At 66.5% G+C, this 16,701-nt stretch carries 18 protein-coding genes; 13 read left to right on the top strand and 5 right to left on the bottom strand.

Annotated features, from left to right (window positions below; translation table 11 throughout):
* Positions 1-326: 326 nt before the first annotated feature.
* Positions 327-1,793 (bottom strand): hypothetical protein, encoded by a 1,467-nt coding sequence (locus PUW82_RS04910; RefSeq protein WP_274221176.1) that lies wholly within the window; start codon positions 1,791-1,793, stop codon positions 327-329.
* Positions 1,794-1,907: 114 nt separating this feature from the next.
* Between PUW82_RS04910 and PUW82_RS04905 the strand changes: the two genes are divergently transcribed.
* The gene (locus PUW82_RS04905) at positions 1,908-3,224 is read left to right on the top strand and encodes a hypothetical protein (protein WP_210007038.1); all 1,317 of its coding nucleotides are present in this window, start codon (positions 1,908-1,910) and stop codon (positions 3,222-3,224) included.
* A gap of 67 nt (positions 3,225-3,291) precedes the next feature.
* Here PUW82_RS04905 and PUW82_RS04900 read toward each other — a convergent pair whose 3' ends face one another.
* The 4 genes from PUW82_RS04900 to PUW82_RS04885 all read right to left on the bottom strand — a co-directional run bounded on the left by PUW82_RS04900 (position 3,292) and on the right by PUW82_RS04885 (position 5,502).
* Entirely contained in the window at positions 3,292-3,828 is a 537-nt protein-coding gene (locus tag PUW82_RS04900) for a DUF2510 domain-containing protein (protein WP_210007037.1), read from the bottom strand.
* Positions 3,829-4,010: 182 nt separating this feature from the next.
* Positions 4,011-4,349, bottom strand: coding sequence for a hypothetical protein (locus PUW82_RS04895; RefSeq protein WP_210007036.1), 339 nt, complete (start codon positions 4,347-4,349; stop codon positions 4,011-4,013).
* 279 nt (positions 4,350-4,628) lie between these two features.
* Positions 4,629-5,099, bottom strand: coding sequence for a hypothetical protein (locus PUW82_RS04890; protein ID WP_274221175.1), 471 nt, complete (start codon positions 5,097-5,099; stop codon positions 4,629-4,631).
* 79 nt (positions 5,100-5,178) lie between these two features.
* The gene (locus tag PUW82_RS04885; protein WP_204962933.1) at positions 5,179-5,502 is read right to left on the bottom strand and encodes a winged helix-turn-helix domain-containing protein; all 324 of its coding nucleotides are present in this window, start codon (positions 5,500-5,502) and stop codon (positions 5,179-5,181) included.
* A gap of 92 nt (positions 5,503-5,594) precedes the next feature.
* Between PUW82_RS04885 and PUW82_RS04880 the strand changes: the two genes are divergently transcribed.
* The 12 genes from PUW82_RS04880 (at position 5,595) to PUW82_RS04825 (ending at position 16,631) form a co-directional block, all read left to right on the top strand.
* On the top strand, positions 5,595-5,879 hold the full coding sequence (locus tag PUW82_RS04880; RefSeq protein ID WP_210007034.1) for a hypothetical protein: 285 nt from the start codon (positions 5,595-5,597) through the stop codon (positions 5,877-5,879).
* A gap of 9 nt (positions 5,880-5,888) precedes the next feature.
* On the top strand, positions 5,889-6,629 hold the full coding sequence (locus tag PUW82_RS04875) for a hypothetical protein (RefSeq protein WP_210007033.1): 741 nt from the start codon (positions 5,889-5,891) through the stop codon (positions 6,627-6,629).
* A 1-nt stretch (position 6,630) separates the two neighbouring features.
* Positions 6,631-7,245, top strand: a complete 615-nt coding sequence (locus PUW82_RS04870) for a M23 family metallopeptidase (protein ID WP_210007032.1) — start codon at positions 6,631-6,633, stop codon at positions 7,243-7,245.
* A 19-nt stretch (positions 7,246-7,264) separates the two neighbouring features.
* Positions 7,265-7,561 (top strand): hypothetical protein, encoded by a 297-nt coding sequence (locus PUW82_RS04865; RefSeq protein ID WP_204962929.1) that lies wholly within the window; start codon positions 7,265-7,267, stop codon positions 7,559-7,561.
* Positions 7,561-9,051 (top strand): hypothetical protein, encoded by a 1,491-nt coding sequence (locus PUW82_RS04860; protein WP_274221174.1) that lies wholly within the window; start codon positions 7,561-7,563, stop codon positions 9,049-9,051. The genes PUW82_RS04865 and PUW82_RS04860 overlap by 1 nt, the downstream gene beginning before the upstream one ends.
* Positions 9,048-10,541, top strand: a complete 1,494-nt coding sequence (locus tag PUW82_RS04855; RefSeq protein WP_210007030.1) for an SCO6880 family protein — start codon at positions 9,048-9,050, stop codon at positions 10,539-10,541. The genes PUW82_RS04860 and PUW82_RS04855 overlap by 4 nt, the downstream gene beginning before the upstream one ends.
* On the top strand, positions 10,541-12,148 hold the full coding sequence (locus PUW82_RS04850; protein WP_210007029.1) for a putative type IV secretion/conjugal transfer ATPase: 1,608 nt from the start codon (positions 10,541-10,543) through the stop codon (positions 12,146-12,148). The genes PUW82_RS04855 and PUW82_RS04850 overlap by 1 nt, the downstream gene beginning before the upstream one ends.
* Before the next feature lie 2 nt (positions 12,149-12,150).
* Positions 12,151-13,428, top strand: a complete 1,278-nt coding sequence (locus tag PUW82_RS04845; RefSeq protein WP_210007028.1) for a ParA family protein — start codon at positions 12,151-12,153, stop codon at positions 13,426-13,428.
* Between the two features lie 9 nt (positions 13,429-13,437).
* Positions 13,438-15,270 (top strand): type IV secretory system conjugative DNA transfer family protein, encoded by a 1,833-nt coding sequence (locus tag PUW82_RS04840; protein ID WP_210007027.1) that lies wholly within the window; start codon positions 13,438-13,440, stop codon positions 15,268-15,270.
* A 101-nt stretch (positions 15,271-15,371) separates the two neighbouring features.
* Positions 15,372-15,665 carry a hypothetical protein gene (locus PUW82_RS04835; RefSeq protein WP_210007026.1) on the top strand — a complete coding sequence of 98 codons (294 nt, stop codon included), beginning with the start codon at positions 15,372-15,374 and terminating at the stop codon, positions 15,663-15,665.
* Positions 15,662-16,144 (top strand): hypothetical protein, encoded by a 483-nt coding sequence (locus tag PUW82_RS04830; protein WP_204962922.1) that lies wholly within the window; start codon positions 15,662-15,664, stop codon positions 16,142-16,144. Before PUW82_RS04835 ends, PUW82_RS04830 begins: the two co-directional genes overlap by 4 nt.
* Positions 16,145-16,178: 34 nt before the next feature.
* Entirely contained in the window at positions 16,179-16,631 is a 453-nt protein-coding gene (locus PUW82_RS04825; RefSeq protein ID WP_210007025.1) for a single-stranded DNA-binding protein, read from the top strand.
* Positions 16,632-16,701 lie beyond the last annotated feature (70 nt).

The raw sequence follows: 16,701 nt of genomic DNA, 5'->3' as shown, positions 1-16,701 counted from the left end.
CGCAGAACGCGGCGGATGCCAATTGTCCAGCTTCGGTCGCGATCACATTGATGGAGCGCCGGTTGCCGGGGACGGCTTCGCGAGCCATGAGGGCCCTTGGCCTCGGCGCGGTCGACGAGACCGGTGAGGGCCATCTTCTCGATGTCGAGGTCGGCCACGCGCACCGGCCCGTGGCTGAGTAGCCCGAGCACGCGGGCCTGCATAGGCGTGAGACTGTTCGCCTCGGCGTCCACCGGCGTCGGGATCACTCGGTAATCCATCGCAACAGGGGAGCGGCGTGGGAGTCACTGTACTCCTGCGTCGCTCCCCGATTCGCGGCTCGGACGCTAGCCAAGGTCGCCCCACTCTTCTGCTTCTACCTTTGCCTCCTCAGCGCTTCTCGTGGTCGCCGTCGGCGTGGGCGCGTTGATCTCGGCGAGCAACCCCTCGATCCCCCAGGCCAGATAGTAGGCAAAGAACGGATCCGTGATCGTGAACACCGAGGTAGCGCCCGAGTCTCTGTACTCAAGTACAGGTTGAAGATCTGCGCGAGCGTACGGGTCCATTCCCGCTTCGATCTCCGCTTGCAGTGCCTGGAGCGACGGAAGCTTCTCCAATAGCTTGGTAGCAGCGATGAGGGACATGTTCTTGATAGTCGCGGTTGGGACGGTCTTCGGAGGTGGGTCGATCGCGACGATCGAACCTATCGCGGAGCGAAGCTCGTCCTTCGTCAACTCGAGCTTGGGCCCGGTACTAGCTACGGCGCGAAGAATCAGTTGGTACCCATCAACAGATTGTCCCGACTTAAGCGGGACGAGCTTTCGGTCGCTTCCACGCGTCTCGGGACCCTTGGCGAGCTTCGTAACCCAGCCTTTGATGTCATCAAGCAACTGCCCTTCGAAGAACTCCTTCCAATCACTGGGCGCGTCGAGCTCTCTCACTTCGGCGAGCTCACTCGAGATATCGTTCGGGGGCCCGGAGACGAGTTCTCTACACAGTTGCTGCATTAATTGAAATTGAGGACTACCGAAGCTCTGCTCTGCAAGCCTCGTCGCGAGGGTGTTGTCTGCATCAACGACGCGCAGCTTCACGAACCCGTCACGCGCAATGCGCGTCAGCTCGTCTGTATTCCAGTAGTCAACAGCTAGCGGAAGCATCCGGCCGCGCATGTCATCCAGGCTGGTGAGCACGTTGATGACGCGGTTCCCAATCGAGATGAAGACGACTCGACGACCCGCCGCCGTTTGAGAACCGAACACGAGCGGCTTCAGGGCCTTGATGATCTCCTCCTGCGTATCGCGCGCGACGAAGTGGATGTCATCGATAACCAGGGGTCGTTCGGTGCCCAGTAGAGCTTCGCGCACGACGAGTTCGATCGGCCGCTCGACGGTAAACCTAACGTCGTGTGCCGAGGACTCTTCGACTGTCGCGCCAGCAGACACATTCGTCCCGGACAGCCCCACCTGCGAGGCGACAGTCGCGCCAATCTGTTCGGCCTGGGCCGTGGATCGCTCCACACCGGTGAAGAGACCCAGCTGGTCAGCGATGCGCGCCCACATCACGCTGGTGGAGGTGAGCCCGTGACCATCAATCCATATCGGATTGTGTTGCCCAAGCAGCTTCTGCACCAGCACCGTCTTGCCGGTTTTCGAGGGGCCGTTGACGACGAGGATCTTGCCACGGTCAACCCACCAGCTGTTGACTGCACTCTCTTCGGTCGCCCGCGGACTATATGTGTGACGAGGGAACTGGCCCGGGTTGAACACCTCGCTAGTCGCGAGGACGTCGGTTCGGAGTGGAGAGGCTTTGGACATGAGGCGAGCATACTGAGCGCTCACGACGGAGTCGCGAGTGACCACGAGGATTGGAGGCAAACATCTCCCATGTCACGAGCGGCGCATACTGTTGGGGATTGGGAGGATCCGAACGTGACTGCTGACGACAACCAGGTCGTGCCAATTTGGGCGATTGGAACCGAGGACGTGCGAGTACCGGATCTTCTCGATCCTGACGGCATGACGCCGGCGAGGCTTGGGGAGCTTCGCACAGCCCTAGCAGCGCTTGCGGATGCACCGATCGCGACGCTGGAAGCACACCCGCTCGCCGTGCGACGCGATCCGACCGGAGGCATCTCGCTTCACGCGGCCAGCCCTCTCGCTCAGCAGCTCTCGCAGTTTGTTGCCCAGACCGCGAAGTCGCTGCCGAAGAGTGTCGACGTGGGTACGTCTGGGGAAGTGCTGTACCGAATGGTTGTTCCAGCCAAGGTCGCAGCCCAGTTCGGGCAGGGCCTTGTGAAGCCGATGGCCTCCAAGGCGGCTACAGACGGGATCTACAGCGCGTTGCGCGACTCCAGCGGCATCGTTGCCAAGGCGACCTTCGTTCCGGTTGCAGGGAAGGCCGCGACTACAGCGGGCGCCACCACCGGATCGGCGGCGACGGCCGGCGCTGCGGTTGCCAGCGCAAGCGCGCTGACCGTTGCCGCGCCGCTCGTCCTGATGGCAGTTGCAGTCGGCGTAAGCGCATATGCCGATCACCAACGCCAGCAGGCAATCGAGAACATCACCGAGTTGCTGGAACAACTGCACGAGGACGCATTGGAGAAGGAACGCAGCGACCTCGACGGTTGCCGCGACGCGATCGACAAGGCGACGTCGATCCTCCTCGATCAAGGCAAGATCGGCCTGTCGCTGGGACTCGACTCGGCGTCGTATGCAATCAGCACTGCCGTCGAGCGCACGAAGCGACGACTCGCCAAGTGGCAGGAGGGGATGGAAAAGCTCCCCGATGGACCGGTCGAACTCCCGGACTTGGAGAAGGTCTTCCCAGGCATCACCGACGTCGGTGGGTTGTTTCGTGCGCACCTCGGACTCGCGCGACTCGCGATTGCACTGAAGCGCCGCGTACTCGTTCTACAGGCCGTCGAACACGCCCAACTTGAGGGCTCCACGAATCCATTCCGAAGCTTCCTCGGGACGCTTCAAGCGGACGAGCGGCGAGTGGACGAACTCGAATACGACATCAAGTCGGTCCTCGTGCGCCTAGCGACACTCGAGCTGAAGCGCCACGGGGGCTTCCGCATCCCTGCCTTCACACCGCGCGAGGTCGACAAACTCCTCGGTGCCGCATATCGCCTCCGGGCGCTTGGAGCCGACGTCGACATGCCAACAGTTCCCGCCGACGTGGCTATCGAGATCGAACGCCATCGCGATGGTTCGCTCATGGTGTTCCCCGCGGCGGCCGCGTGATCTGTCCAAGCCCGTCCTATTCGCGGGCCACGCCACGATCGTTGGAACTGCCGCCGCGGTCGGGCGGCTACGCCGAGCGCTCCAGGAGCTCCACGAACCGGAAGTAGGCCTCGAAGTAGTCCCTGATCATGTTCTTGAAGACGGGGTCGACCTCGAACTCACCCGAATCGACTTCGACTGTGCTCACCTTCTCAGGGCCGAGTCCGAAGAACCCTCGCTCGCCGGTCCTAACCTCGACGCGGTCCATGCGGATCTTGTCGACCCGAGGAAGGTTCTCGGTCCGTACCTCACCTGATCCCGTCACGTCGGTCACGCGAGGAGAGTCGCCAGACCAATCCTGATCGGCAGTGACAGAGAACTCCCCAGTGACCTCCGGGCCGTACCGATTATTCAGGTAGGCGATTGCCAAGTCGTGCGCGATCTGCTCTCGACTCATGGTCGGCATCCGCCGGCTCGCCTGCTCCCGGTTGGCGGGTGCGGCGTCGGTACGCGTTTCCGCGCCACCCGCGGACGGGCTCACGTGGTGCGTCCATGCGAGGCCGTCCCAGTACCGCTGCGTCCCATCTACCTGCGGGTACCAGCCTGCCGGAGGCGATGCGGCCATGGGGTGTTCTCCTCGTCGCAGAGCGGCACTCTCCACTTTGGGGAGTGAGATCACGATATCGCCAGGCGCCACAGCGTGATGCGAAGCCGCCCAAATCTGGCCTTGAATCATTGACGCCGCCGCCCTTCACAGTGCACGCGGCCAAGCGGCCGAGAGATCGCTCTCCTGATGTGTCGGCTTTATCAGCCCTGAGGCGGGCACTCTTCCGACCATCGACCAAGGACGTATCCGTCGTGCACGAGGCCGTGGTTGATCCACATGCGCGCGCAGCTCTCCGCCACAACTGATGACGTGAGTGTTCTCGCTGGGGACACCGCGGTCTGACCGAGCACATCCCGTTCTTCGTCGGTCACCACCTGCTCGTCCTTCGTGCGCGCCACTTCCTCGACGACGAAGCAACCATCCGTGCCGTGGAGTTCTACGACATATCGCCGGTAGCCGAGTCGAACGACGCGCGCTGCCCTCTCCTCTGAGTCATCTGTCCACATCCAGAACTCGCGCGCACCCTCGATCTTGTCCATCAGAGCCAACCCGATCCCGTCGTATCCATTCGGATCGGGAACCGGGAACCAAGCGAAACCGTCGTCGTGCGCGCCACGCGTGACGACCCTGGGGGCACGGTAGACCCAACCAGGCGGCAACGGGATCCATCCATTTCGCGCGTCCGGGGGCATCACCGAGACACCCCCGCAGATGGGCGGCGCGCAAAGTTGGGCGGCGAGGCGAGGTCTTCAATCACGCGCTCAAGCTACCCGCGGGTCCAGACATGCTGGCCCCCTCGCGACACGCTCCCATCCTCGTTATCGGTGCTCGAGGAGCGTAAGCGGAGACCGCAACGTTCCGACCATTTGCGCACGCTGCCGTGTCAGGCGTGCCAGCAAGCGGAGCGGGCGAGGACGCCGGTCGCCAGCAAGGATCTCGGTATCGATAGCGCGCGGCGACACACCCCCAGGGAGCACGAACTCAATCCACGCGAGGGCAACAGCTCGCGGATTCAGTTCGCGGACGTCCGCATCGAGGTACACGTTGGCGAGGAAGACGCATCTGCCCGCCCGCGCTGTCGCCCGCTCCGCGAGCACCGGCAGCGACCGCGGCAGCCGCGACGTGTTCGTCATCGAGATCGCCGCACGCCAGACCTGCTCGACCACGCGGTCCTCGACGACATACGCCGGGTGCATCTCGAGCTTCACGTGGTCGATCACATACACGTGGCGAGCGCGCCGCTTCCACCACACGAGGCCGACCATCGATGCCGTCGCGATGACGAGCACCGCCCACATCCAACCGTCCACTGCGACCACCCCCTTGCGTATGCCTCAGGCATACTCCGGGCGTCAGACACGCGACTGATCAGAACTCCCCGATCGCCAGCCCCAGGCGCAGGTACAGGTCAGTGATCGCCTCGTTGTCCGCGCTGTATTTGACCCAAACACCCTTCCGCGACTCCCCCGGCACCATCGGCGGGTCGGCGATGACGAGGCCGGCAGCCTCGAGCTCGTTCAGCCGCGGCTGCACCGTCGTCGGGCCAAGATCCAGCGCATCGCAGATCGGACCGACCGTGACGTCGGGGTTCGAGCGCAGGTAACGGAGGATCGCCGCCTTGACGAGGTTGCCGAGAAGACCGATCGGATCCTGGGCATCTTCCGAGCCCGCTGGTTGCGCGAGACGAGGCATGCTCTAAGTCTCGCGCAACGCTCAACTCGAAGTCCAGCAAAGCACACAATTTAGTTGTTTACTTTTCGTGCACACTGCTATACCGTGTGGGCATGTCCAGTCGGCGAACTTCCGCAGCCACGAAGCGCACCATGCGCGGCACGGCGCAGTTCGCGCGGCGCGCGGGTCGCGACCGGATCAACGGCGTCAACGGCACCTCAGTGCGACCCCAAACCATCCCCTCCTCCACGTGCATCGATTCCTCGTCGGTTATCCACATCCTCGACAAAAGGCGCTATCGCGCGCCCGTCGACGTGCTTAGGATGCCGACACGGCGACCGACGCGCGAGCCCTTCCACCCGTGCCCGGTGGCCGTCCTGAAAGATCAGGAGGCCTGACCGGTGATGATGAGCCAGAGTTCGGGACGCCGCGGAGTCGCGTGGGCGATCATCGGCGGCCTCGTGCTACTCGCCGGAATCGTCGCGATCATCGTGAGCGCGCTGATCGCGCGGCCGACGCCGACACCATCGGAGGCCATCGGAGGCACTGCCTCCGCGGACCCCACGCCGCCTGTCGCGCCGGATCCCGAACCCACTGGCACGGTCGTCGACCCGACCGCCGCCGACCGCGGATGGACGCCCGAACCGATCACCACTGATGCCGACACATACATTCGCGCGGCGCTTGCGGCGGCATCCACCTTCGACACGACCAAGAGCACGCGCGAGGAGTGGCTCGACTACCTCGACACGTGGTTCACGCCCGATACCCGGTTCACCAACGAGGCTGACCAGATCGCCGCGATGACCGACTCGCAGACCGAGCTGCGGCAAGGCGTCGTTTTCCCGCAAGACGAATGGGACTCGCTCGCGGGCGAAGACGGCCGCGTTGTCGCCGTCGTCACCAGTGACGTCACCGACGTCCCGGTGACAGACGACGAGTCCGGCGACATGTCCATCGGCACCGCCGATGTCACGCTGAGCTTCACCCGGTCCGACGGATCCGGCGGCGAGACCTCGTACGACGACCACGTGCGCGTGAGCGTGCAGGTGCTGTGCGGCGCGGCATCGGTACCCACCCCCGACACCGACCAGCGGTCAGGAGACTGCAAGGTCGTCCGCTACTTCACGGAGCCGTTGGAGCCCTGACATGGAAGCCCCGGTGATCGCCGCCGCAGCCCTCAACACGAGGACTGGTCGGAAGATCCTGGTAGGGGCGCTCCTCGTCTTCCTGCTCGGCACGGGGTTCATCCTCACGCCGCTCATCGCAATCCCGTTCGCGATCTCCGGCGCCAGCGCGACGGCGAACGAACCCGTGAAGGATACGGAGCTTCCTGCGGTCAGCGGAGAGTGGGGCTACCCGCTCGCGGGTGACTATTCGAAGGGACGCGGGTTCGGTTATCACCCAGTTGAGGGGTGCAGCTACTGCAAGTCTGACCACCGCGGTTACGACATGGACCAGCCCTGCGGTGCGACCGTCTTCGCAGCCGGACCGGGCCGCGTGACGGTCGCCGGCGCGTACTTCGACTACGGCAACGCCGTCGTCATCGACCACCGCGGCGGCCTGCTCACCATCTACGGACACATGCAGTGGGAGTCGCTCCGCGTAGGCGTCGGCGACGAGGTGTCCGCCGGCACGCCACTCGGCGCCGAAGGCTCGACCGGCCGGTCGAGCGGCTGTCACCTGCACTTCGAGGTCCGCGACTCCGGCGTGCGCATCGACCCCGAACCATTCATGGCCAACCTCGGCCTCCCCCTGAAGTAGTCAACGAAGGAGAACGATCATGTCCATTCACACCGTGCCGACGGATGTCGATGTTCCCGACATCCAACCGGACTTCTCCGCCCCGTTCTTCCAGGGCTTCCAAGTCATCGCGTCGTACATCCTCGCGGGGGCGATGCTCGTCGTGCTGATCATGCTCATCATCGCCGGCGCAGCGCTCGCGTTCCGCGGCCTCGCGTCCGATCGCGTGCGCACGTGGGCCGGCGAGAACATCCTCTGGATCTTCATCGCCGCGGCCGTGCTCGGTGCGGCATCCGGCCTCTTCGCGTGGTTCGTGAACTTCGACTTCGGATTCTGATGAACATCACGCGCGCTCTCCGGATCGGCTTCGTGGTCGGGCTGCTGCTCATCCTCGGGTCGGGCTCCGGCGCGCACGCCGTCGAAACGGACGCCGCGCGGATCGTCCCGATGGATGCCGTGAGCGGCGAGCCGTGGTCGGCGCCGGCCTTCGACGTCGACTGTCAACGCGCAAGCGATCAGGTCACCTGCACGCCGAACGACCCGAACAACGTCACCGCACAGCAGTGCTTTGTGGGCGTCTCGATCGACGGAGCGCGGACGACCGTCTGCACGACCTACGAAGGCCACGTGCAGGCAATTCAGGCTGACGGCGGTCGCGCTCTCATCGTCAAGTACGGCTGCAGCTTGGGCGACGCCGTGTGCGTCACGTTCGAGAATGCCGGGCGGGGCATGGCCCTCGCCGCCACCGGCATGATGTTCCTCGTCGCCGACAACATGCGCTTCGACACGTCCACGTTGCTGTGGACGGCCGCCGTCGACCAGTGGTCCTTCTGGCAGTGGGCGATCCTCGTGGTCACCTTCGGCGCGATGGTGTGGGCGATCGCCGCGGCCGTCGTGTCCGGCGACAGAGAAGAACTCGTCGGTGCGCTCGTGCGATCGTTCATAGCGGTCCCCGCGGTGCCGATCTCGCTGTGGTTCACCGGGCACCTACTCAACGCCGTCGACGACATGACCTGGTACATCATGGCGCAGGACGGCCGCGACGGCCTGTACTCGACGTTGCAGTCGGTGATGTGGGCCGGCGGCCAAGCGAACTACTTCTTCGCCTTCCTCATCCACCTCCTGCTCATGCTCGGAATGCTGCTGCTGATGCTCGTCTTCGCCTTCCGCAACATCGTGCTCGCCGCCCTCATCATGGTGGGTCCGGTCGCCTGGATGCTGTTCCCCGTGCGCGGGATCGGACCCCAGTGGGTGGTCCGCTACGTGTCCGCGATCTTCGTGCTACTGCTGACCGGCCCGCTCACGATCGGCTTCGTCACGCTGATCATCAACGGCCTGGCATCCGTGAAGACGATCTGGAACCCGCAGTCGTGGCCCCTCATCGTCGGGCTCGTGCTCGTCGCGTTTGCGCCCTTCGCGATCTTCGGGCTGTTCAGCTTCGCGGGGGCCGTCGCCGCAGACGGCATCGGTTCGCGACTTGGCTCGCACGGCGGACGCATGGCCGCGGGCGCGGCGCGCTCGGCCGCGCGGATCCCGACACGGCTCGGATCGCTCCCCTCGGGCATGCACTCCTCGAACTCTCGTCCCGGCTCGACGTCACCGACCTCGAAGCCGGCCACGGCCCCCGAAACGACAGGCGTGGCAGCGCAAGGTGGCTCGGCACCGGCTCGAGCGCAAGCCGCCACCACGCGCTCCCCGCAACCGACCGCTCCCCACCCGCCCACGACGCCCGGCACCGCCCAGACGCCGACGCCACAGCCCGCGGCATCCCCACCCCGCTCTCCCCAATCCACATCCGTCGCCAAGCCTGATCGGAGTTCTTCATGACCGAGTCCACCGAGTACGCGCGTCCCGTCCGCCTGCCTCGCCGCTCGCGACAGGGCGTCGTCATGGGCATGGATCCGTGGCAGCTCACGTTCATCACGACCGCCGCAGTCGCGCTGCTCATCTTCGTGAACCGCTTCGGCCCGCTGGGGCTCCTCTACGGCGCTCCGATCTACCTCGCGTTCGGCATCACCGCGCTGACGACGATCCGCGGGATGTCGACGCCGAGGATGGCGGGACTGTGGCTCATGAAGCAGGTCCGCCACGCGACCGGCGCCACGACGGAGAAGTTCCGCCCTGAGCGACCACGGCTGACCGGCACGCTCAACCTGCCCGGCACGCGCGCCTCGATCCAACTCTGGGACGTCAACAACGTCGCGGCAGCCTACAACCCGCAAGACCGATCGGTATCCGTGATCGCGGAGCTCGAAGTGCAGGGGTTCCTCATGCACGACCTGCCGGAACGGTTCGACCTCGCGGAGCAGTTCGACCGCGTGCTCGGCCCGTTTACGCAACGCCCGGGCGTGAAGCGGGTCACGCTGCAAGAGCGCACACTGCCGACGACGATCCGCGCCGCCCGAGAGCACTACGACACCGTACACCGAGTCCAGAACCTGAGCGCCGACTCCCCCGTCGCGCACAATTACCAGGACGTGATGGACCTGTCCGAACGGTTCGAAGTCGCCCACCGCAACTACATCGTCCTCACCCTCGACCTCGTCGTTCTCGGCGGCCAGCTCAAAGCGCTCGGCGGCGGGAAGGAGGCGATCGTCACGCTCGCGCAGATCGAAGCGGGGAATCTCGCGGACGCCCTGACGTCCGCGAAGATCACGGTCCGTCGCTGGCTCTCCCCACGAGACGTCGCCGCGCTCGGGCGGCTCGCCTTCGATCCGGAGTTCGCTTCCACTGTCCAGAACCGGCCGGAGGCCGTCGCCGGCGTCGATCCCGTGGCCGTCGGGCCGATGTACCTCGAGGAACCGAAGGGGCGCAACGGCATCGTCGTCACCGATTCGGGCGTGCACACGACGATGTGGGTGCACGAGTGGCCACGGTCCGACTCACCCGTCGGGTTCCTCTCCCCTGTCGTGTTCGCGCGGCATCCGCACACCGGCGAAGCGATCACGCACATCTTCTCGATCGTCCTCACCCCGGTGCCCGTAGGGAAGGCGCTCAAGCGCATCCGCGATGAGAAGAAGGTGTGGCGGGGCAACGAGTCGCTGCGGGCGAAGCGCGGCGCCGACGGATCGGCCGCGGATGCCGCGGACTGGCGCGCCCTCGAGCAGCGCGAGCAGGAGATCGCACGCGGCCACGGCGAGTTCCAGTACGGCGCCTACCTCACCGTCACCGCGCCCGATGAGGAACGCCTCGACCAGGCCATCGCCGGGATGCGCAACGCGCTCTCGCGCGCGGGCATGGAGGCGCAGGTTCTCTACTGCCAGCAGGCCGAGGCGCTCATGGTCAACGCGCTGCCGATCGGGATGGGAATGAAGTGATGGTCAGGCACGCGGCATCCTTCACTCCCGTCGAGCTCAGTCGGCGCGAGAAGCGCGATCTGCAGCGCGAGATCAACCGCACTCGACAGGACCAGAAGCCCACGCGGACGTCCCGACGCGATCGCGGGCTACCTGAAGCCGCTGTTCCGGGGCCGTTTGGGCCGGGGCTGGTGCGCGGCGGCTACTGGAACCTCGCGAAGGCGTGGATCCCACCGCACCAGGCGACGTCGCAGCACATCGCGGGCATCTACCCGTTCGTCGCCGATTCTGGGCTCGGTCATCGCGGGCCGATCCTCGGCGTCGACCTCAACGCCGACGCGTTGTGGCACTTCTCGCCGTGGGAGGCGTACGTCGACTCGTCCGAGCGAGGCACCTTCTCGACGAACATCCTCGTGTTGGGTGCGTACCGCGGTGGCAAGTCCGCGACCGTGAAGACGCTCGTGACGAGGTCGATCGCGTTCGGGCATCAGGTGGTTGTCCCCTCCGATCCCAAGGGCGAGTGGGTGGCGGTGGCCGAGGCGATTCCCGGCGGTCGGGTGATCCGACTCGGCGGAGGCACAGGCACGCGGCTGAACCCGCTCGACCGCGGTCCGCGACGAACGGGCGCGACGGACGAGCAGCACGAGCAGATGGTGAAGCAGCGGCGCATCGGCACGCTGATCGCGCTCATCGAGATGACTCTCGGCGCACGTCTGTCGGCGGTCGAGCACGCAGCCCTACTCGATGCGCTTGACCGCTGCATTCTCCGCACGGACGACCACCCGACGTTGCGCGGAGTGTTCGAGGAGCTCGGCGAGATCGCGGGTGAGACGGATGCCGCGTTCCACGCCGCCGAGGGCGCGATTCAGCCGCGGTTCGTGCTGCGCCGGCTTGTCGAGGGAGACCTGTCAGGCCTCTTCGAAGACGAGTCCACCGTGGAGTTCGACCAGGAAGCGCCGATCGTCGTCACCGACACGTCCGAGCTCTTCGCGCGCGGCGATCTTGCCGCGCAGCTCACGCAGGTGTGCTCGACGGCGTGGATCCAGGCCGTGATCTCCGACCGCGCCGCGCATCGCACGCGCTACGTCGTCCGCGAGGAGGGCTGGCGCGACATGACGTCGCTCTCGTCGCTGCAGATGTTCCAGCAGTGGCTGAAGCTTTCGCGCCACTACGGCATCAGCAACATCGTCATCCTGCACAAGATGGGCGACCTCGACGCCGTCGGCGACGAAGGATCGCTCGAGCGGTCACTCGCGTACTCGATCGTCGGCGACATCGAGAACAAGTTCATCTTCCGTGTGAACAGCCAGGAGCAAGCGGCGCTTCGCGCGCGACTCAACCTGCCGGCGCCGCACGTCGAGATGGCTCGGCATCTGCGCAAGGGCGAATTCCTCGCGTACGTCGGTCAATACTCCTACCTCGTCGACTGCTTCGCGACGTCGACCGAGTGGGAGTACGAGTTGTTCGCAACCGACGATGCGTTGGCCCCGGCGGACCGCGAAGAGACCGACGTCCGCGCGATCGACGCGGCGACGCTCGACACGCTGTGGCCGGAAACACGTGAGATCGACACCGGGATCGAGGGCTGGCTCACTGCCGGACCTCGCGAGAACACCGAGGAGCAGTGAGCATGAGCACGATCATCACCTACCCCCGCGCGTACGCGACGGTGAGCGGCGCACACGTGACTTTCGTCACGCTGGACGGTCATGCGGAGTCGATCCCCGCAGCCCCCGACGAAGACGTGCGGCACGCGATCGTCAGACGCGCGACTGACGAAGCCAAGCGCACGGGAGCGACCGTCGAACTGATCACCTCGGGCGATCGAGGCGACCACCGCCTACTCGTCGCGCCGGACGGGCACCTCACACCCCTCGAGCCCGCGGAACCGGTCGCCACCGCGACCACCCCGACAACGACGTATGGAGAGGAGGTGAGCGAAGAAGCTCCGCAGCCGACCGCGCCGGACACCCCCGACACGGCGGCTGCGGAGCCGCCCGCTCGCCCCTCCTTCCTCGCACCGGCATCCGGTCTCACCACAGGCGCGGGTGGTTGGCGACGATTCGCGCAGCGGTTGGGGATCACAATCAAGCCCTCGGCGGCCGAGCGTCAGCGCACAGAGTGGACGTCCGTCGTGTCGAGGCAGTGGGCCGGATGCCGCACGATTGCGATCGCAAACGGCAAAGGCGGCGTCGGCAAGACCATGACCACCGCGATGCTCTCGGCGGTCTACGCCCGCGAGGGCGGCGGCAATGTGCTCGCGTGGGACAACAACGACACCCGTGGAACGCTCGGGTGGCGCACCGAGCAAGGCCTCTACGACACAACGTTGCGCGACCTGCTGCCCGAGGCATCCCGCCTGCTCGCACTCGGCGCCGGGATCTCCGACATCACTCGCTTCGTGCACCACCAAGCCTCGGACCGCTACGACGTGCTTCGCTCGAACCCGGAGCTGCTCGCGACCGATCAGCGCATCGCATCGGCCGAGTTCGACCTGCTGATGCAGGTCGCGGCACGGTTCTACCGCCTCGTCCTCTTCGATTCGGGGAACGACGAATCGGCCGAGCGCTGGCTGCGCATGGTCGACAACTCGTACCAGCTCGTCATTCCGACGCTCGCGACACCCGAGTCCGCAGAGTCCGCCGCCTTACTGCTCGACGCACTCCGCGGACGCGACGAGCGATCCAGCCTCCTCGCCGACCGGGCGGTCGTCGTCGTGACCCAGTCGGAGCCCTCAGCCGCTGCCGCGTTCCGCATCGCGGACGGATTCCGGGATCACGTGCGCGCTGTGCAGATGATTCCGTTCGATCCCGCCCTCAAGGCCGGACCGCTCCGATTCGACGCGTTGCGGAGACGTACGCGCGACGCCTGGCTCGCAACCGCCGCAGCCGTTGCCGAAGCGCTGTAGGTACCGATCATGAACCAGGGGATGCTCGGCAAGGCGATCGCGATCCTCATCGCGGCTGCGGTGATCCTGTCGTTCGCGTTCGGCTTCCTCGCCGAGCTCGTCACTCAGATCGCCTGCGGCGCGCGACCGATTCCCGAGCACCTGTTCGCCGGGCTCGGCCTCGCGATCACCGGCGATGCCTCTGCGTACGCGGCACCAGCGCAATGCGCGATGCCGGTCGCGGCGATCCGCATCGTGGATGCCGCAGCCGTCGTCCTGATCGTCGCCGCGGCCGTCTGGATTCTGGTCGCCGTGCGTCGCTACCGGGAGTCCGACCGCGCCTTCCTTGCCGACCTGCGCACCAGGCCGGGATTCGCGACCTCGAGTGAGATCCGCGACCATCTCTCCGCTAAGGCCGTGCTGCGTCGAGCGGCGCAGCTGCGCCCTGATCTCGCTCGCCCGCAGGCGACAGACGTCGGGTGGAGAGTCGGCACGGCACGCGGACGCGACGTGTACGTCTCCATCGAAGACTCCGTCGCGCTCGAAGGCCCGCCCCGCTCGGGCAAGGGCTACCGGATCCTGATCTCGGCGATCCTCGACTGGTCGGGTCCTCTCATCACGACCTCGACGACGAACGACAACCTCACGGCGACCATGCGGATGCGGCAGGCCCGCGGCGACGTCCATGTGTTCGACCCGCAGGGACTGTCCGGCGTCCGGCATCCGCTCCGCATCTCGCCGATCGCCGGATGCGAAGACCCGCTGGTCGCGATGCAGCGCGGCAGCGCGATCATCACCGGCACCGCGCTCGGCTCCTCGACGACGAACGGCGAATGGGCACAAGCGTCCGGCGTCGTCCTCGGACGACTCCTCCACGCGGCCGCCGTCGGCGGCATGTCCATCGCAGAGCTCTACGACTGGGGCACGAGCCCGGCGCAGACGCGGGACGCGGTCGAGATCCTCAAAGCCGACGGCGCGCCGGGCTGGGGCGACAGCCTCGATGCCACCATCGCCGGCGACGAGAAGCTCGTCTCGTCCATCTGGTTCGGGGTCAGCGGTGCCGTCGCTCCACTCGCCGTGCCCCAGATCCGCGACGCGCTCTCTCCCCGCCCGGGGGACCCGGCGCTCGACCCGATGAGCTTCCTCGACGCGGCGAACACGCTCTACCTGATCGGTTCGTCGTCCGGCGCGGCCGCGATGGGTGGATGGCTCGGCGCCGTCCTCGACGACATCGTTGAGGTCGCCCGCAAGCGCGCACTCGCCCTGCCAGGTGCACGGCTCACGCATCCGCTCGGACTGATCCTCGACGAGATCGCCAACATGTTCCGGTGGGGCAGCCTGCCACGGATCATGGCCGATGGCGGCGGTCGCGGCATCTGCACGTTCATCGTGCTGCAGGCTCTCTCGCAAGCCGAGACATCATGGTCGCGGGCGGAGGCCGACACGATCTGGGCCGCCGCGACGGCCAAGGTGCTGCTCGGCGGAGCGAGCCACGTCGACCACCTGCGCGACATCGAGTCGCTCCTCGGCACCCGCGACACCCGTCGCGAACAACGGTCGTGGTCGACGCGCGACGCCGGCCACTCGACCAGCGAGCAGCACGAGCGGCGACCCCTCATGTCGGTCGACGAGATCCGCCGACTGCCACCGACCGCCGGCCTGCTCGCGTACCGCAACCGCCGGAGCGTGCTCCTCGACCTCGCCGGATGGGACGAACGTCGCGACGCCCGCGCAATCCAACTCGGCAAGCGCGAGACGGAGCAGGAGCAGCGGAGCACCTTCGAGGATGCGCACCGAGCACCGGCGGCACCCGAGCCAGCCGCAGCACCCGTCAAGTCCGCAGAGGCGGTGAGCGAGGAGTGAGCAATCGCCGCACCCCGCTCCACGCGAACGCCTATCGGTCGACCTTTCTCCGTTCGCGGGCATGGTTCGCGCGACGCGACGCGTGGTTCACCCACGCGGCGATGAAACCGCACCCGCTCGCGTGCGCGGCATGTGGCATTCCAGCGAACAAGCGAGACCTCGAGCTGCACCATCTCGACTACGCCGGCGTCCAGCGGCTCGAAGACGGCCGCTGGGTCGCCCATGAGCTGGACGGCGATCTCATCCCCCTGCATCCGTACTGCCATGAGCTACTTCATCGACTCATCGACCGGGATGCCGTGCTGTCACGGCATCGGACCCGGCGCGTGGCATCCGAGCTCGCCCTCGACGCCCTGCGTCGCACACTCACTCACGCGAAAGGAGCAGGGACGTGACGTACGAACAAGAGCCGGAGGATCTCGACGATGCTCTCGCGGCCGACCTGACCGAACTCAATCCGCCCGACAGGTCCGGGTCGTCCGCTCCCATCGGCGCACACATCGTGAAGTGGCGCTCGCTGACGGATGCCGACGCACGGACGGCATGGATCGTGCTGCGCGACTGGGTCGAGTGGTTCACGGTGCGGTACCAGATCTCGGAGTCGGTGGTGCCGGCGTGCTGGTTCAAGCACGGCGACCTCGTCGAGGAGCTCTCCGCGCTCCACACCGCGCACACGGTGGCGTTCCACCCGTCCGATTCGGGATTCGGCCCGATCGGCTGGCACGAGCGTCTCACCCTCGCGTTGCCTCGCCTGCGTCGGGCGTACGCCGGCGGGTGCTCGCGTGGACACAGCCGCTACAAGCCTCGCTCGTGGACGGACGTCGTCGACGAGCAGGAATGGGAGGCGTGGACCAGCCGGGCCCACGCCGAGTGAGGCGCCTCGGCGTCTCTGATCGGAAGGAGAAAGCATGACCACCAGAATCCCGGTCACCATCGAGGGCAACCTCACCGGTGACCCCGAGCACGGCGCGAGCGAGTCGGGCAACGAGTATGCCCGCTTCACGATCGCCGTCAACGATCGCCGCCTCAACGAGACGACGAACCGATGGGAGGACGCCGGCACGGTGTTCCACCGCGTCGTCGTGTTCAACCAGCAGTCGCGGAACGTCGCGAACTCGCTGCGCAAGGGCGACAGCGTGATCGTCGCCGGCGACCTGCGGTTCGGCACCTACACCGACAAGGAGACGGGCAACACCCGAGAGACGCGCGACATCGTCGCCGACAACATCGGAGCGTCGCTCAAGTTCGCGACCGTCTCCGTCGACCGCGCCCCAAAAGCTAACGGCCCCGCCGCGGACAGATCCGCCACGGGGCCAGTAGCCCAGCCGGTCTCGACCACCGGCGTCGGGGTTGCTCGCTGACCCATCGCAACAGGAGAGCGGCGTGAGAGTCATCGTACTCCCGCGCCGCTCTCGCGTGCTGGACACCCCG

Source organism: Microbacterium thalli (genome assembly GCF_028737325.1).
GTDB classification, from domain to species: Bacteria; Actinomycetota; Actinomycetes; order Actinomycetales; family Microbacteriaceae; genus Microbacterium; species Microbacterium thalli.
Note: the sequence above shows the minus strand (reverse complement) of the source record. Positions and strands in the feature narration are given on the sequence as shown.

Bases quoted from the DNA above. Each gene is read 5' to 3' on its own strand.
- PUW82_RS04910 (WP_274221176.1), bottom strand. From the start codon at position 1,793: ATGTCCAAAGCCTCTCCACTCCGAACCGACGTCCTCGCGACTAGCGAG.
- PUW82_RS04900 (WP_210007037.1), bottom strand. From the start codon at position 3,828: ATGGCCGCATCGCCTCCGGCAGGCTGGTACCCGCAGGTAGATGGGACG.
- PUW82_RS04895 (WP_210007036.1), bottom strand. From the start codon at position 4,349: ATGGACAAGATCGAGGGTGCGCGCGAGTTCTGGATGTGGACAGATGAC.
- PUW82_RS04885 (WP_204962933.1), bottom strand. From the start codon at position 5,502: ATGCCTCGTCTCGCGCAACCAGCGGGCTCGGAAGATGCCCAGGATCCG.
- PUW82_RS04880 (WP_210007034.1), top strand. From the start codon at position 5,595: ATGTCCAGTCGGCGAACTTCCGCAGCCACGAAGCGCACCATGCGCGGC.
- PUW82_RS04875 (WP_210007033.1), top strand. From the start codon at position 5,889: ATGAGCCAGAGTTCGGGACGCCGCGGAGTCGCGTGGGCGATCATCGGC.
- PUW82_RS04870 (WP_210007032.1), top strand. From the start codon at position 6,631: ATGGAAGCCCCGGTGATCGCCGCCGCAGCCCTCAACACGAGGACTGGT.
- PUW82_RS04865 (WP_204962929.1), top strand. From the start codon at position 7,265: ATGTCCATTCACACCGTGCCGACGGATGTCGATGTTCCCGACATCCAA.
- PUW82_RS04860 (WP_274221174.1), top strand. From the start codon at position 7,561: ATGAACATCACGCGCGCTCTCCGGATCGGCTTCGTGGTCGGGCTGCTG.
- PUW82_RS04855 (WP_210007030.1), top strand. From the start codon at position 9,048: ATGACCGAGTCCACCGAGTACGCGCGTCCCGTCCGCCTGCCTCGCCGC.
- PUW82_RS04850 (WP_210007029.1), top strand. From the start codon at position 10,541: ATGGTCAGGCACGCGGCATCCTTCACTCCCGTCGAGCTCAGTCGGCGC.
- PUW82_RS04845 (WP_210007028.1), top strand. From the start codon at position 12,151: ATGAGCACGATCATCACCTACCCCCGCGCGTACGCGACGGTGAGCGGC.
- PUW82_RS04840 (WP_210007027.1), top strand. From the start codon at position 13,438: ATGAACCAGGGGATGCTCGGCAAGGCGATCGCGATCCTCATCGCGGCT.
- PUW82_RS04835 (WP_210007026.1), top strand. From the start codon at position 15,372: ATGAAACCGCACCCGCTCGCGTGCGCGGCATGTGGCATTCCAGCGAAC.
- PUW82_RS04825 (WP_210007025.1), top strand. From the start codon at position 16,179: ATGACCACCAGAATCCCGGTCACCATCGAGGGCAACCTCACCGGTGAC.